We start from the raw sequence: 13,023 nt of genomic DNA on the forward strand, positions 1-13,023 counted from the left end.
TGACAGGCGACAGCCATCATTGACTGTCCGGCATTTACTTGTGAAACCAATTCAAGTTTCTCCTCTGGGGACCATGCCTTGTAATGTGCTTTGTGACACAATGCTTCCGGTCCGCCAGCCTGTTCGATACGATTCCAAGTACGAATCTTGTTACGAAAATTTGCTGTTTTAATTCCTTTAGGTGTTTTTACCCACTTACCTTGACGATAAAGTTCTACACACATCAGCTTAAATTCAGTCGTATAACGCAAAATGTACCCTCCTTACTGGGTGTCCAGTAAAGAGGGTACATTTCAAGAAGCCGATGCTCTCTTAGGTCCCTTTTTCTTATCATATTCTTTTCAGCAATTCAGAGTCATCCCAGCTATGCTGGGATAAAGTTTTCTGCCTCATTTTTCCCAGGCATTTATATGCCTCAAGTAAAACTGCTTTTTCCTGAGCTAATCCATTCATCAATGGATGCTTTTTTGAAACGCCATTGCCGCCCAATTCGCACAGCCGGGATTCCCCTTCCCGACCGGATCCAAAAATGGACAGTTACGGAGCTTACCCCTAGATATTTTGCTACTTGTTCGATTGAAATCCATTGATCTTTAACGTCTGCCATATGTACCAATCCTCCATATTCTCCAAATTCCTTTTCTGCATTGCATAGAACGTGCACCAGAATTCCACTATTACAGTACCATACCGACATCTATTTTTCACTTCTCAATTTCTTACATTATTTTGTAATAGTTTTTATTCAAAAAATTGATTTTCTCTATATCCTTGTCCAAATAAGGACGTTCTGGGCAATCAATTTCCGGTATGTTCATTTTTTCTTTATCTTTTACGGGATCTATCGTTTTTTATGCACGTTTTTTTCTTTTCCCCCATCAAGTGAATCTTTTTCCTATCTGGTTATACCTAATACATCTACTAGTTGATTTCTCTAATCGCAGCGCCTCTTTTCATGGAAACGCCAAAGCGCTTCGTAATCATCTCTTTATTTTACTAAACAAAGAGACTTTATTATTATACTATAGTTCGAATTGTATGGGACTTTAAAAAAATTGAAAAATACGCTATAACAAATAAATATTACTTGCAATAACTTTTTTATCAAAAAGTTAGGGTTAACCATTGGGTTCTCATAAGAAAAAACTCCCCACAGAAGACGTTACCATCCTTCTTTGGGGAGTTCCTACATGAGGGGACCGGCAGCAAACCAACATCCACCCATTCATTTCAACTGAAATAGCTTTTTCCCGATTTAATCCATTCATCAATATCCGAGATCCGAAAACGCCATTGACGGCCAATACGGACAGCAGGGATGTCCTTTCCCGAGCGGATCCAGAAACGTATGGTCACAGCGCTGATGCCAAGATATTCAGAAAGTTCCTCAATGGAGATCCACTGTTTCTCAATCTTTGACATAGAGCATCCTCCTTTCCGTGATTTGATGGGCCATGCCTTCGCAAAGTAAGCAGAAATCATTATAGCAGATTTATATTTCCTTTTCAATTGATTTTAATATATTATTTGATATTTATATTTATTTTATTATTAAATCAATTATCAATTATATAATTTTTTCTTTATACTGAAATTGTTTATTCTTATTCCATCTTTCACTATGATTCTTTTATTCTATTTGTAAAAGATGAAAATTTCATGAAGATTTTACTCTTGCCAATTCATCATCGCGATTTTCTTCTGTTTTCTCTAAATCTCTTTTGTTTTTACCTTTTTATTGTAGTGAATGCATCCTATCAAAACAACAAGTTCCAATCTATAGGAATAGCAAGATCTACAAAATCATAAGAAAAAAATTATTTATGAATGCATGAAAGAAGCGGGGCCTATTCTCTTATGCCCCGCATTTATCATCCGATACGAATCAGCAGCCATTTTCAGGCTGTCATACGAGTTCACTTCTTCCGGATTCAATCCATTCATCAATCTCTTCAATCCGAAAGCGCCATTGACGGCCAATCCGGACAGCCGGAATATCTTTTCCCGAACGGATCCAAGAGCGAATGGTCACGGCACTGATACCAAGATACTCAGACAGCTCTTCAATGGATATCCACTTATGGTCCACCATCATCCTCTCCCATCTCTTTCCGTATTGATAACCATGATACAGCTTCATGTTTATTACGGTTATTATGGTTATTATGGTATTTATTTTCTTTAGTTGGTATTATACTACAAAAAGAAATATAATAAAAGTTGCAATTTTCTTACTTATTATCAAAAAAAACGCTAATATATTAAATTATATAAAATTATACGAAATTATATAGGATAATATATATATTTTCTTTTTCCTTATAGTTTTTATTATTCGCACAAAAAAGAGACCCCTAAGCTTAATGATGCTTACTGAACCAGCCTCAGGGTCCCTCACTTTTTACCCGATTCTATAAAAAGTCTTCCGATCCTGTAGACGGAGGAATATGTGCACACGCCTTTGTTCAGGCGCTGAAATTGCTTCTTCCTGATTGGGTCCATTCATCGACGTCCTCGATCTTGAAGCGCCACTGACTGCCAACCCGAACAGCTGGAATATCCTTTTTCGAACAGATCCAAGAGCGATTGGTCACGGTACTGACATCAGGATATTCAGAACGTTCTTCAATGGATATCCACTTTCTTTAAATTTGAGATATAGCCAGCCTCTCCTTACATGAAATCCATGAGTGACTGAGAAGAAGACGCATCTCGATTTCCTTGGCATCCTGAGAAAAGCCTGACGCGCATTTATGAGCAGATGGCAATCCTTTTGACCTCTTATTCATGGCGTATTCCGCAGCCCAGCAAATCGTATAAAAAGATGAAATCAGTCCCCACCTTTCGTCATCGTGTCCGAATCCCAAGTCCTCATCAAAAAGAAATCATCTTTCTTATGATTCTTCATATCTACTTTTTCTTATCATTCTATTCATCCTTTGATGATTTAGATTGTACTAAAATTTAAATTACATGTAAATTTAGTATTTTCTAATTATAGCGATATCCATAGTAGATAAGGATCCACCCGCAGGATACAAACACATTGTCTTCATCGCAAAAAAGACCCTGCCCTTTTTCAGGCAGAGCCTTCTTTCCCATGGAAAAAGAGGAAAAAATCGGTCAATCATCGAAATTGCTTTTTCCTGATTTGATCCATTCATCAATATCCTTGATTCGGAAACGCCACTGCCGCCCCACCCTTTTTCCAGGCAGGTTCTTTCCACTGCGCAGCCAGTAGCGAACCGTCACAGGACTGACACCGATATATTCGGCGACTTCTTCAATATTGATCCAACGCTCTTTATTTTCATTCATAAGCCCTCGCAATCTACGGCCGCCAGAAAAATCAATTCTGGCTCCTACCGCCCTGCACAGTTCATCCTTATGGAAGGTATGAACCCCTACGACGCTCACCGTATCTCTTTCAGGAATCGTGCTGCGATTTATTTTTTGAATGATGACGATTTATCTTTCATTGAATCATTCTTATATCAAATATATTATATAGTAAATATTTTATAACTTAAAGTTTTGTCCTTTATATCACGATGTTAAAGTAATATTAAGTACCAAGTTTTACAATTTATAAAAATCTACATCTTTTATTTATCAATTTGATAACAAACCCTCCAAATTGTAGACAACTCTTCTCCACGCCTTCCCAAAATCAACATTTGCAATTCTTGTCATTTTAGATTATAATCTTTCATATCCCTGTGTGGCTTGACGCGGGGATCTTTATGCGGATGTGGCGGAATTGGCAGACGCGCTAGACTTAGGATCTAGTGTCTTCGACGTGCAGGTTCAAGTCCTGTCATCCGCACCAAAAAAGGACCTATCGCTTTGAGCGACAGGTCCTTTTCCTTTTTCATTTACACCAAACGACGTTCATAGGGATCACTGCTGATTCCCTTTTTTAGGATTTGTTTGGCCCATTCCTGGGCGCAAAAGAGGGAATGGTCCTTATAGTTGCCGCATTCCTTTTCCTTTGTTCCCGGCACGTCTTCCCATTTTGTCGTTACAATAAGTTCCAACGCTTCCTTGAGGGCTTTTGCCACGTCCCTGGGATCATGGTGGCCCCAGCACAGGAGATGGAAACCTGTGCGGCAGCCAAAGGGAGAGCAGTCAAGATATCCTTTGATGCGAGGGCGTAGATAAAGGGCCAAAAGATGCTCTAAGGTATGCATGCCCCCTGTAGGGATTTCTTCTTTGTTTGGCTGGGCCAGGCGGACATCAAAATTGGAGACAATATCGCCGTGTTCCCCTTGTTCTTCCCCAATGAGACGTACATAGGGGGCAATGACCTTTGTATGGTCAAGGGTAAAGCTTTCGATGATAACTTTTTCCATGATTGTTCCTTTCCGCGTTATCGCATGACAGCAAAAGTCGTACATAAATCAAAACTCCCCACCCTCTTTGAGGATAGGGAGCTTACAGTTGAAGTGGTGAACTTACCCATACCACATACGAACCTCACCGTACTGGTATCACAGGACTTTTTTACAGTCCGGATCCGTCGGGAAGTCGCATGAAAATAAAGGCCATAGCACAAGACACGGCTATGCCTTTATTATATCATCAATCTTCGATTTCATACACCCTTGGCAGGTTCTTCTTTTGCGTTCTCCGCCGTTGCTTTCGTCAGTACGGTCTTTACCACAAACACCAGCCCTTCCATGACCAGCGGCAGAACGATGCCATCACGGACGCGGCACCAGCCGGATTCCTGAGGAGCCTGTGCCTTCACCTTTTCAGAAAAGCCATCTACGGCATTTTCAATGATTGGCATAACTTGTTCCAGCAGAGTGTTGGTGACCTGGTCTTTCAGTTCATCGGTCACGACATCGACATTCAGCACATCAACAATATTGTCTCTCACATCAGTCCATTTACTCATGATTATTTTCTCCTTTTCAACTTTCGCAGCATACGGTTACTGGATGCTGCATTCATAGTCCGTTACACCTCTGGCAATTGCCCTGGCAAAATCATCCTGCTTTTCTTCCAGCAGCTGTTCATCATCATCATTGGAAATGAAAGCCAGCTCAACAAGGACCGCCGGAGCATCGGTGTTAGTCAGTACATAGAGCCCATTGACACCGGGCGTAGCCGTTTTAACGCCGCGGTCTACAGTCCCCAATGCGTCAACAATCTGATTCTGGATGCAGGCTGCCAGAGCATGACCGGCAGAGCTGCCTGCACACGCCCATGTTTCTGTACCGGTTGCGGAAGCTGCTTCTGCGGAATTGCAGTGGATAGAGATGAAAAGATCTGCACCACTGGCATTCGCCTGATCACAGATTTCTTCAAGGCTGTCGCACTGGAAGACGTTCGTCACACCTACACCAGCAGCCTTGAGATAGTGAGCAACAAGGTCACCCACTGCCAGTGCTACATCGCACTCACGCAGCCCAGTATTGCCGTTCACCGCGCCCGGGTCCGGATTGCCATTGGGTGCATGGCCAGGATTAATAAATACGTTCATTTATTGTCACCTCCTTTCGGTGTGGAGCCCTTGATTGTGCCGCCGATGTATCCCAAAAGGCCGGTCACAATGCTCATGGCCAAATTATCGAGCCCATAAAAAATAGCCATTATCAGGCTCGCTGAAAGAGCAATAATGACTAGAATGTTTTCGATATCAATTTTTTCAAACTGGAACAACTCAACCACCGCCTTACACGTCATCCGGAAGCTTGTGCGGAAGGCTGCTAAAGCGCTTATAGATTCCGCTTACAATACCGTTCCCTCCAAGGTCACAGTATGCGGCATACATTGAGCCCATGATTTCCACCGTATTAATCGGGGCATATCCTTTTTCAAGGCATGTCTCCATTCCAGTGATAAGACGGTCGCGTAGCAGGGCCTGCACTCCCTTGACCAAAGCTTCATTTCGTACTTCCTTTTCGTCTTCTTGCTCTTTAATGCGTTTTCGCTGCTGTTTCCACTCATACAACAGGATGCCTGAAAATAAGGATGGCACGCCTGCTAAAAGAATCTGCCACCAATCCACTATTTAGCCTCCTTAGTTGTGCTGTCGGCGGTCTTGCCCGGTTCAGCATCCTTGGGCGCTTCTTCCTGGTAAAGGCAGCACTTCGGATTCTGGCAGGTACCGTCATCACGTAAAACCTTCAAGCAACGAACACATCTCTTCTTGAGTTTAAATGCCATGATTGTGGTCCTCCTTTTATTCGTTCAATGCTTTCATATCCGAATCAAACTGTGCATCGAGATTTGTCAGTTCAGTTCTGAGTTCGTTCTGAGTATCCGCATCACCGGCAAGAGCCGCAGCCAGATAATACTTCATGAGTTCTTCTTTGTCAGATTCATACGTAGACTGCAGCTCTGCCTGTTTTTTTGCTTTCTGCTCCTCGGCTGTTGGCTCCGGTGCAATGTATGCGGTCGGCTTACCATCTGCACCTCGTACATATTCGCCAGTCAGGTACTGGTTATAATCTGCTGCGGAAATGACATCTACGACAGCTGCATCCTCGAACAAATCTTTAGCCTTTTCCGTTAAGGAAGCCAGCTTTCCTGTATTCTTGTCCTTGCCAGGGTCAAAGTCGCAGATCAGCGAACCAACGCGCTTGCCATCTGCATCGAACCCCGCCACGTAGTAATCAACGTTCGTACCGTTCATTCATTAATCCTCCTATAGTAAAATGGCCTCCGTAAAGGAGGTTTTTTATTATGCGTAAACCAAATGGATACGGCTGCATCAAACGGCTGTCCGGTAACCGGAGGAGGCCGTTTGTTTTTGTAATATCGGAGAATGGTAAGCAAAGACCTGTTGAATATTTTACCAACCAGATTGACGCTGAAATCTTTCAAGCTGATTACAACAAAACTCATAACCATCGCTCCCTTCCTGGTCATCAAATCACATTGGAAGAACTGTACCATCGGTGGCTGCCAGCACACACGGCAGATACCTCGCCATCAAAATCGACACTGTGCAGCTATGAAAATTCATTCAAGCATCTCTCATCCCTGCACCAGGAACCGTTTGCCAGTCTGAAATACATGGACTATCAAAGAATCATAGATGATATGAGAAAAAGCGGGCTGTCGTACAGCTCGCTTAAAAAAGTACGGTCACTCATTTCATTACTTTCTCAGTATGCCAGTAAAATCGAGCTAGCCAACAAGAACTATGCTCCTCTCTTATCCATCGGAAAGAACAAGCAGGTCCGCCCGCACAAGCCGTTTAGTCGGCAGAAGATAAACCGTTTATGGAAAGCAGTTTGCAATGATAACGTTGATACTGTGCTGATATTGCTTTATACGGGTATGAGAGTCGGAGAACTGCTCCATCTCCATAAGTCAGACGTCAACATCCGGCAGCGTTTCATCCGGATCACCAAGAGCAAAACCGTTTCCGGCATCCGGATTATTCCCATCCATCCCAGAATCCTTCCATTGATAATTGCCAGGATGGATTCTCCCGGAACCACTCTTCTGAGTGACACCAACGGGAATCCATATGACTACAGTCGCTATTGCATCATCTGGCGCTCAGTCATGCAGCTCATCAACGCTGCCGGCCATACAACACACGATTGCAGGCATACTGTCACAACCCTGCTTGACAATGCCGGGGCCAACGAAACTGCCAAGCGGCGCATCTTAGGGCACGCGGGCGGCGATGTCACCGAGCGCGTCTATACCCACAAAAATATTAGGCAGCTCCGGAAATGCATTGAACTATTAAAATAATGTTACTAATACGATACTGTAAAGCAGATGGCAACCACGATTTCACTATATATTTTGTGATTTCGTGGTTGTTACTACTGTTTCCAGCAAATCTGATGAAAATACGGTGATTCCAGAATTACTGATTCCCAGAAATGTCCACAACCAGCGTAAATGCTGGATTGCAATAAAAGAAAATCTTTTCAGGGACCGTGCATATTCTCCATAGTTCTCTCCTCCAAAAGCAACCAGTATACAGTGGGTATATCCAAGAAGCAATAACGCGTTCAGCTTCCCTATCGCATTTACATCTAACTGGACGCTAATTCCATGTTCAGAAGCTCCTGGCACTGGATATTATACTTTTTTGGAAGTTGTTCGGAATGGTATGACAGGAGCAACAATCAATACATACTCTGGCAGTGGTCAGATATTAGATCATACAATTAGGGCTATCGCCATAGGATGGTAAACAGTGGGGAAGTAGTTATGAATCGCAAACTCTTACGCTACCGATACAAAGCAAGATATTGGTCATTATCGGGATGCACGAAGGCACTACAAAACAAACGGTTTCTTACTCACAATCGGAGAATAAATGGGTTGGTTCAGATAGCTCTCTTTATTTGTTTTATATTGCTATTTGCAAATAGCAAGAAAGGAAAGCGTTTCAGGTTCTTTATTAAGGCTAGATGTGACCATCGTCCCACTCAGACCGTTATACTGCGCTGAAACGCCGTAATGCTGGATATACCCATTAAGCATAGTGGAGGACAGCGGTAATGTGAAAGAACCAGAGCCATTGATGATTTGGAAAATTCCCCACTGTATAATTAGCCCGCCGAAAAAGGAGCCCAGGCAAACATACCCATTTTGTGCGATATTGTACTTCACTCCGGATGCCGTCAGCACCATCTTGAGAAGCTGCCCGAACCAGCTACCTGTTTCAAGCGCCGTAATGGCTGTGATGGCCGTAGTGAGGGCCAGCTTTTTGATGATGTCATCACCGAGTGTTGCGATTTTCTCAAACAGCTTAAACCGGTTTTCGTGAGCAGCGTCTGATTCGTCGTGCCCCTTCAGCGCCTTTCCTCCGGATTCATCTAATTCTTGAGCCTTTGCGTCGATTGCGTCCATATTGGCATTGATATCAGCAATGTCAGCAGCATCGTTGTAATCCGGCTTAATCAAATTTAAAAAAGCAGTTCTCAGTGCCATTGATTTTCCTCCTATTCAACATCTTTAATCATCGAGTCTTTCCAAGTCCTCGTCTTCATATATTCCCAGTCATGGCGCAAGGCATAGTTATCAGCCCATTCGATTCCTTGTTCTTCCTCCCAAGTTCTAGCCTTCAAGTTTTTCCAAAATAGTGGATAGTAAAAATTCCGCCAGACGTTATAGTCATAGCGGAATTCATAATCAATATGAGCTGGTTTAATTTGGTCGACAGCTGCGACAAGGTCGTCAGTATAAGGGGCTGGTTCCAAATAATGCCGAAATGCATATGTAATCGTCGCGTCTCCATCGTATTCTGCGAGACAATCTCCTGTGTAGATTCCGTCGCAAATTTGCTGTATAACCGTCATCGACGCAAATCGCTTCGCTAGCCAGGCAGACTGGATATTCACCCGTCGAGCATCCAATGTTGCGTCTTTGCCAGGCCTAAGCCCCAGGTCTTTTTCTAAGACGCTGCAGCCATGCTCATCCAGGCGGTCAAAAAACATGTTGTTGTAGTCCTGGTCTAATTTTTCGTTTGCGCTTTTCATATCTGTATCAACGGCGGCATAAAGGGCTTTAACCCACGGGTCCTGCCTATACCACGCATGCAGCGCACGCAGCATGACTTTATCAAGCATAGGTAACATCTCCTAACACTGCGACCGATTCTTTCGGGATGACGATATTTGATGTCCCGCCGTTCACCTGCAGGTCTGCATAGTCAAGGACGCCCGTGGTTCCAATGATGGCAGCGCCAATTCTGGCGCAACTTATATAGTCTGTTTCAGCCTCTGTCGCGGCGAATGCCTGCGACTTAATGTACTGCTCAATCGCAGCCGTAATATTTTGTTTGATTTCCTCTAAGTCTTCAGATACAGATACAGATACAGATACAGATACAATATCAGCAGCCTTCACTGTACAGACTGCACCGACTGGAGCCTGTCCATCCCCGCGCCCTGTTTGGCCAGGGTCAATATAATCCTGCACCGCCTTCACGAGAGTTTCCGACGCCGGCTTATTGTCGTTCCCGATGATTACGACCTTAACAGTATTCTTACCAGCCCAATGCGGAAAAACGCGGGCATGGCCGACACCGTCCACAGCCTTCGCCCAAGCTAGATAGTGATATTTGTTGCCACATGTTGCAGGAATCTGTAGTTTTTCGTAATAGCGCTTCCGAAATTCGTCATCAGTTTCGACGGCATATCCACCTTCAGCCGGCGCCGGATTCGTAACGGCACCGATGCCGTTAATTGTAACGGGCATCTTAACAATCGTGTCTGCTGCGACATTTCCCTCTGTCCCTGGGCTGAGTGCCTTAACAATCACGGTATCACCCTGGGCAACTGTTTTAGTTTCGGCAGCAGCAAATTGCACCCCGTCTTCGGTTTCAAAAAGATCTCCTCGGATGATTCGACCCGTGCCAGCAATGATTTTTACAGTTGCTGTCGCACTAACCGCGGCGTTGCGCATGATTCCAACTCGTTGCATGCACCAAGCATCTAATTCAGGACCTTCTAGATTATCAACGTTCTGTTTCTCCTCGATTAGGAAGGCTTTTTTCCACAACTGATACTGCCCGAAAGAAACTCCGCGCGTAATGTCGTAGGTTGGGAATCCTTCAGTTTTTTGATAGTCGTCCGACACACCTTTCAGAATCGTATTGTGAATTTGGTTAATCGTATACATTCTCATTCACCTCAATTTCCGTTCCGTCATGCATCACTGCGGTGAAGCTGAAAATGCCTGTCTGTCCGGAAAATGTCCAATCCTTCGTTTCCTTCACGACAGGGCATGTTTTCAGCAGGTCATCAGATATTTGTCGTTTGATCGTTGCAATAGCGACTGAGCGCGGCAGTCGATAGCCAACCAATCCGTTGGTGTCGACCCCAAAATATCTGTCGTAAATTGCATATTTGTTTTTAACCGTATTAATGAACAACCTGATATGCTGCTGAATGCTCTCTGTCAGCGTGCATTCACGGTTAAATCCTGAATTAAAGATGAATCGTCTCTTTCTCCAATCAAAATAGGGGCTTCGACCTAATGTCGTTGCCCCTATTGTTGCTTTAACGGTCGACGTTTCCATTGATGCAACCGCCAAATCATTTAAATCAATGTCAGATGGAAACATTGCTCCACCTCCTTACACGATGATATCAACGATGAAGAACCGTTGATTGTCTGTTGTAGGCGCTACCATCACACGGTTCCCTGGCTGCCAGTCATCAATGGGATGCAGCGTGACATGCCCGTTCGCTGAGTTGGATGTTGAGTAGCTGCTGCCACCGTGAGAAAACCCGCCGGAACATGGCCCCGTCGTCAAATTCCCGTTTTGAGATTCCTGGTCAATCGTAAAGTCGCTTGAGCGTTGCAGAATATGCCGGCAGATGTATCCGTTACGTTTGTCAATAATATAAGCGCCATCTTGGATTGATATCTTCCAGTCATCTCCTATCTGCAGAATCACCCCAATGCAATTAGAAATAGGCTTCGGATTGTCCCGCTTCTTAAATTGATTAGCAATGTCTTGAGCCCATGTATCAGCCATTTTCTACCACTCCTTCTGCATTGTCCTTTGTTGACTGAATTTCAAGCGTCATGAAGTGATTGAGATTGTCGTATGTGTGATAAGCAGATAGAACTAAAAAATCTCCGACTAGACCGAGTTCCGCACTATTAAAGCTCAAGACGCGCCCAGACCGCACTTCATCAGATCCGAAAAGATTCAGCCGTTTGCTGATTTTCTTTCTGCAGAGCTCCTTCAGCTTTTGGTTCGCAATCTTCTGAGCATCTGCTTTTTTCTTGTCAGTTACGTTCTCGTAATGAACGACTTCGCCGTATACCCTTGCTGCGTCCTTGTTTTCGGCAGTTGCGATAACAGCGGCATCTTTTTCGTGACCGGATGTGATAACGACCTTGGTCACAATGTCTTTGACGCTGCTTTCCGCGGTGTAGTCTCCGATGACGTCTGTCACATCAAAAGGCGTCTCATTCGGAGCAATTTGGTATGTTGCCTTTACCTTCAGCTCATCCCGCTTCGTGATGCAGAGCTTATCCATCCTGACTTCCATCCGGTATTCAACCCCTGTCGCAGCAGTTTCCTGTGCAATGATATCCTTCAAGGCCTTGGAAATATCGTCCCCGTTGTAGATCTTATTAATCACTGTATTCATTTCCGCAAGTTCTCCGATTTGGATGCCCTTGCTGTCACAAATCCTTCTGATGCCGTCTGATGCCGTACAATCAATTAGCTGCACGAACACCTGATCCTTGTTCAAAAACCAAGCGTAGTCATATGCCTTGTATTTAAACTTTGATAGTCCTTCTTGAGATTCTTCCTCGATGATTCCAGTGAAAACAGTAACTCCGTTGTTTTCAAAGCAAATCTTTCCGCCGAACTCCAAAAGGTTTCCCTGGTAATTACCGTCCAATGGATTCTCGATCAAGTCAAACGTAAACTCCTCGCCCAGTTGGTCAATCTGATCACTCCGTGAATAGTTGCTTGTTATTGCCGTGATATCTTTAGTCATGCCACCATAGGAGTAAGTCAGTTTAAAATCATTCATTCAATCACTCCTTCGGCTGCTTGATCATCAGCAATATTCACCGACGGTTTCTTATATTCGCGGAAGTCAATCTGGAACTTTATGTCATTATTCCTTTCTTGGTGATATGTGAAATTATCGATCGTGCAAAGCATGTCTAGCTTCACCGCCCCAATCGTTTCGACGAACATCAAGCGGAAAACGACTCCTTGCCGGCGCCATTTTTCTATCCAGTTGACGTAATCCCAGCCATTCCTGAATGTTGCCCCTGCTCTGATGAAGGAGTAGTTTTTACTGACAGGGAAGATGCTGGAGAATGAGAGCGTGCGGAGCTTAGGAGCTCCAATCACATTGATGTCTCCCGTGACAGAGGCAAACGTATCGTTCGCCTGTGGACTATTGACTTCAGGCAGGTCCCCCGGAATAACTGGGAAGATGATACTGTCTCCAATATTGTCGACCTTCAGTACGATATTAATTCTAGAGCGCAGGACAGAAGTGAGGTCAGAATATGCTGCGCCGGTATACTGCCTCAAGATGTCCATCAAGATACTCATGC

The 13,023-nt window shown here is 44.0% G+C and carries 20 protein-coding genes, 1 tRNA gene and 1 pseudogene; 2 read left to right on the forward strand and 20 right to left on the reverse strand.

Annotated features, from left to right (window positions below; genetic code table 11):
* The 6 genes and pseudogenes from H503_RS0105360 to H503_RS0105385 form a co-directional block, all read right to left on the reverse strand.
* Nucleotides 1-251 (reverse strand): annotated as a pseudogene (locus H503_RS0105360) (helix-turn-helix domain-containing protein); the annotation flags it as partial.
* A 164-nt stretch (nt 252-415) separates the two neighbouring features.
* A complete protein-coding gene (locus tag H503_RS0105365) occupies nt 416-607 on the reverse strand; it encodes a helix-turn-helix domain-containing protein (RefSeq protein WP_026385519.1) in 192 nt (63 codons plus the stop codon).
* A 623-nt stretch (nt 608-1,230) separates the two neighbouring features.
* Nucleotides 1,231-1,422 carry a helix-turn-helix domain-containing protein gene (locus H503_RS0105370; protein WP_026385520.1) on the reverse strand — a complete coding sequence of 64 codons (192 nt, stop codon included), beginning with the start codon at nt 1,420-1,422 and terminating at the stop codon, nt 1,231-1,233.
* A 484-nt stretch (nt 1,423-1,906) separates the two neighbouring features.
* Entirely contained in the window at nt 1,907-2,095 is a 189-nt protein-coding gene (locus H503_RS0105375) for a helix-turn-helix domain-containing protein (protein ID WP_009014624.1), read from the reverse strand.
* Between the two features lie 370 nt (nt 2,096-2,465).
* Nucleotides 2,466-2,636: an excisionase family DNA-binding protein gene (locus H503_RS12215; protein WP_108911970.1), complete on the reverse strand. Its 171-nt coding sequence runs from the start codon at nt 2,634-2,636 to the stop codon at nt 2,466-2,468.
* 487 nt (nt 2,637-3,123) lie between these two features.
* On the reverse strand, nt 3,124-3,318 hold the full coding sequence (locus tag H503_RS0105385) for a helix-turn-helix domain-containing protein (protein WP_009014626.1): 195 nt from the start codon (nt 3,316-3,318) through the stop codon (nt 3,124-3,126).
* A gap of 427 nt (nt 3,319-3,745) precedes the next feature.
* Between H503_RS0105385 and H503_RS0105390 the strand changes: the two genes are divergently transcribed.
* Nucleotides 3,746-3,829, forward strand: a tRNA-Leu gene (locus tag H503_RS0105390).
* 46 nt (nt 3,830-3,875) lie between these two features.
* Here H503_RS0105390 and H503_RS0105395 read toward each other — a convergent pair.
* The 7 genes from H503_RS0105395 to H503_RS0105425 form a co-directional block, all read right to left on the reverse strand.
* A complete protein-coding gene (locus H503_RS0105395; protein WP_009014627.1) occupies nt 3,876-4,352 on the reverse strand; it encodes an S-ribosylhomocysteine lyase in 477 nt (158 codons plus the stop codon).
* Between the two features lie 242 nt (nt 4,353-4,594).
* Complete coding sequence (locus tag H503_RS0105400) at nt 4,595-4,900, reverse strand: hypothetical protein (protein WP_026385521.1); 306 nt, start codon at nt 4,898-4,900, stop codon at nt 4,595-4,597.
* Between the two features lie 36 nt (nt 4,901-4,936).
* Nucleotides 4,937-5,488 (reverse strand): N-acetylmuramoyl-L-alanine amidase family protein, encoded by a 552-nt coding sequence (locus tag H503_RS0105405; protein WP_026385522.1) that lies wholly within the window; start codon nt 5,486-5,488, stop codon nt 4,937-4,939.
* The gene (locus H503_RS0105410; protein WP_248604840.1) at nt 5,485-5,676 is read right to left on the reverse strand and encodes a hypothetical protein; all 192 of its coding nucleotides are present in this window, start codon (nt 5,674-5,676) and stop codon (nt 5,485-5,487) included. Before H503_RS0105410 ends, H503_RS0105405 begins: the two co-directional genes overlap by 4 nt.
* A 4-nt stretch (nt 5,677-5,680) precedes the next feature.
* Nucleotides 5,681-6,016: a hypothetical protein gene (locus H503_RS0105415; RefSeq protein ID WP_026385524.1), complete on the reverse strand. Its 336-nt coding sequence runs from the start codon at nt 6,014-6,016 to the stop codon at nt 5,681-5,683.
* On the reverse strand, nt 6,016-6,174 hold the full coding sequence (locus H503_RS12440; RefSeq protein ID WP_155877836.1) for a hypothetical protein: 159 nt from the start codon (nt 6,172-6,174) through the stop codon (nt 6,016-6,018). The genes H503_RS0105415 and H503_RS12440 overlap by 1 nt, the downstream gene beginning before the upstream one ends.
* 16 nt (nt 6,175-6,190) lie before the next feature.
* Complete coding sequence (locus tag H503_RS0105425; protein ID WP_026385525.1) at nt 6,191-6,643, reverse strand: hypothetical protein; 453 nt, start codon at nt 6,641-6,643, stop codon at nt 6,191-6,193.
* Between the two features lie 50 nt (nt 6,644-6,693).
* Here H503_RS0105425 and H503_RS0105430 point away from each other — a divergent pair, with 50 nt between their 5' ends.
* The gene (locus H503_RS0105430; protein ID WP_026385526.1) at nt 6,694-7,719 is read left to right on the forward strand and encodes a tyrosine-type recombinase/integrase; all 1,026 of its coding nucleotides are present in this window, start codon (nt 6,694-6,696) and stop codon (nt 7,717-7,719) included.
* Between the two features lie 618 nt (nt 7,720-8,337).
* On the opposite strand, the gene H503_RS0105435 is transcribed toward H503_RS0105430, so the two are convergent.
* From H503_RS0105435 to H503_RS0105465, 7 genes are read right to left on the reverse strand one after another with little or no spacing between them, the layout of a single operon-like run.
* The gene (locus tag H503_RS0105435) at nt 8,338-8,913 is read right to left on the reverse strand and encodes a hypothetical protein (RefSeq protein ID WP_026385527.1); all 576 of its coding nucleotides are present in this window, start codon (nt 8,911-8,913) and stop codon (nt 8,338-8,340) included.
* A gap of 11 nt (nt 8,914-8,924) precedes the next feature.
* A complete protein-coding gene (locus H503_RS0105440; protein ID WP_026385528.1) occupies nt 8,925-9,551 on the reverse strand; it encodes a DUF2313 domain-containing protein in 627 nt (208 codons plus the stop codon).
* A complete protein-coding gene (locus tag H503_RS0105445; protein ID WP_051201288.1) occupies nt 9,544-10,605 on the reverse strand; it encodes a baseplate J/gp47 family protein in 1,062 nt (353 codons plus the stop codon). The genes H503_RS0105440 and H503_RS0105445 overlap by 8 nt, the downstream gene beginning before the upstream one ends.
* Complete coding sequence (locus H503_RS0105450; protein WP_026385530.1) at nt 10,592-11,050, reverse strand: DUF2634 domain-containing protein; 459 nt, start codon at nt 11,048-11,050, stop codon at nt 10,592-10,594. The genes H503_RS0105445 and H503_RS0105450 overlap by 14 nt, the downstream gene beginning before the upstream one ends.
* A gap of 12 nt (nt 11,051-11,062) precedes the next feature.
* Nucleotides 11,063-11,467, reverse strand: a complete 405-nt coding sequence (locus H503_RS0105455; protein ID WP_026385531.1) for a DUF2577 family protein — start codon at nt 11,465-11,467, stop codon at nt 11,063-11,065.
* Entirely contained in the window at nt 11,460-12,485 is a 1,026-nt protein-coding gene (locus tag H503_RS0105460) for an XkdQ/YqbQ family protein (protein ID WP_026385532.1), read from the reverse strand. Before H503_RS0105460 ends, H503_RS0105455 begins: the two co-directional genes overlap by 8 nt.
* The gene (locus tag H503_RS0105465; RefSeq protein ID WP_026385533.1) at nt 12,482-13,021 is read right to left on the reverse strand and encodes a hypothetical protein; all 540 of its coding nucleotides are present in this window, start codon (nt 13,019-13,021) and stop codon (nt 12,482-12,484) included. Before H503_RS0105465 ends, H503_RS0105460 begins: the two co-directional genes overlap by 4 nt.
* Nucleotides 13,022-13,023: the final 2 nt, after the last annotated feature.

It is taken from the genome of Acidaminococcus intestini DSM 21505 (assembly GCF_000425045.1).
GTDB classification, from domain to species: Bacteria; Bacillota; Negativicutes; order Acidaminococcales; family Acidaminococcaceae; genus Acidaminococcus; species Acidaminococcus intestini.

What these genes read in the sequence shown, in the direction of transcription:
- H503_RS0105450 (WP_026385530.1), bottom strand. Translation starts at nt 11,050, where the DNA reads ATGTTTCCATCTGACATTGATTTAAATGATTTGGCGGTTGCATCAATG.
- H503_RS0105365 (WP_026385519.1), bottom strand. Translation starts at nt 607, where the DNA reads ATGGCAGACGTTAAAGATCAATGGATTTCAATCGAACAAGTAGCAAAA.
- H503_RS0105435 (WP_026385527.1), bottom strand. Translation starts at nt 8,913, where the DNA reads ATGGCACTGAGAACTGCTTTTTTAAATTTGATTAAGCCGGATTACAAC.
- H503_RS0105460 (WP_026385532.1), bottom strand. Translation starts at nt 12,485, where the DNA reads ATGAATGATTTTAAACTGACTTACTCCTATGGTGGCATGACTAAAGAT.
- H503_RS0105385 (WP_009014626.1), bottom strand. Translation starts at nt 3,318, where the DNA reads ATGAATGAAAATAAAGAGCGTTGGATCAATATTGAAGAAGTCGCCGAA.
- H503_RS12440 (WP_155877836.1), bottom strand. Translation starts at nt 6,174, where the DNA reads ATGGCATTTAAACTCAAGAAGAGATGTGTTCGTTGCTTGAAGGTTTTA.
- H503_RS0105455 (WP_026385531.1), bottom strand. Translation starts at nt 11,467, where the DNA reads ATGGCTGATACATGGGCTCAAGACATTGCTAATCAATTTAAGAAGCGG.
- H503_RS0105400 (WP_026385521.1), bottom strand. Translation starts at nt 4,900, where the DNA reads ATGAGTAAATGGACTGATGTGAGAGACAATATTGTTGATGTGCTGAAT.
- H503_RS0105445 (WP_051201288.1), bottom strand. Translation starts at nt 10,605, where the DNA reads ATGTATACGATTAACCAAATTCACAATACGATTCTGAAAGGTGTGTCG.
- H503_RS0105370 (WP_026385520.1), bottom strand. Translation starts at nt 1,422, where the DNA reads ATGTCAAAGATTGAGAAACAGTGGATCTCCATTGAGGAACTTTCTGAA.
- H503_RS0105395 (WP_009014627.1), bottom strand. Translation starts at nt 4,352, where the DNA reads ATGGAAAAAGTTATCATCGAAAGCTTTACCCTTGACCATACAAAGGTC.
- H503_RS0105440 (WP_026385528.1), bottom strand. Translation starts at nt 9,551, where the DNA reads ATGCTTGATAAAGTCATGCTGCGTGCGCTGCATGCGTGGTATAGGCAG.
- H503_RS0105375 (WP_009014624.1), bottom strand. Translation starts at nt 2,095, where the DNA reads ATGATGGTGGACCATAAGTGGATATCCATTGAAGAGCTGTCTGAGTAT.
- H503_RS0105425 (WP_026385525.1), bottom strand. Translation starts at nt 6,643, where the DNA reads ATGAACGGTACGAACGTTGATTACTACGTGGCGGGGTTCGATGCAGAT.
- H503_RS0105405 (WP_026385522.1), bottom strand. Translation starts at nt 5,488, where the DNA reads ATGAACGTATTTATTAATCCTGGCCATGCACCCAATGGCAATCCGGAC.
- H503_RS0105465 (WP_026385533.1), bottom strand. Translation starts at nt 13,021, where the DNA reads ATGAGTATCTTGATGGACATCTTGAGGCAGTATACCGGCGCAGCATAT.
- H503_RS0105430 (WP_026385526.1), top strand. Translation starts at nt 6,694, where the DNA reads ATGCGTAAACCAAATGGATACGGCTGCATCAAACGGCTGTCCGGTAAC.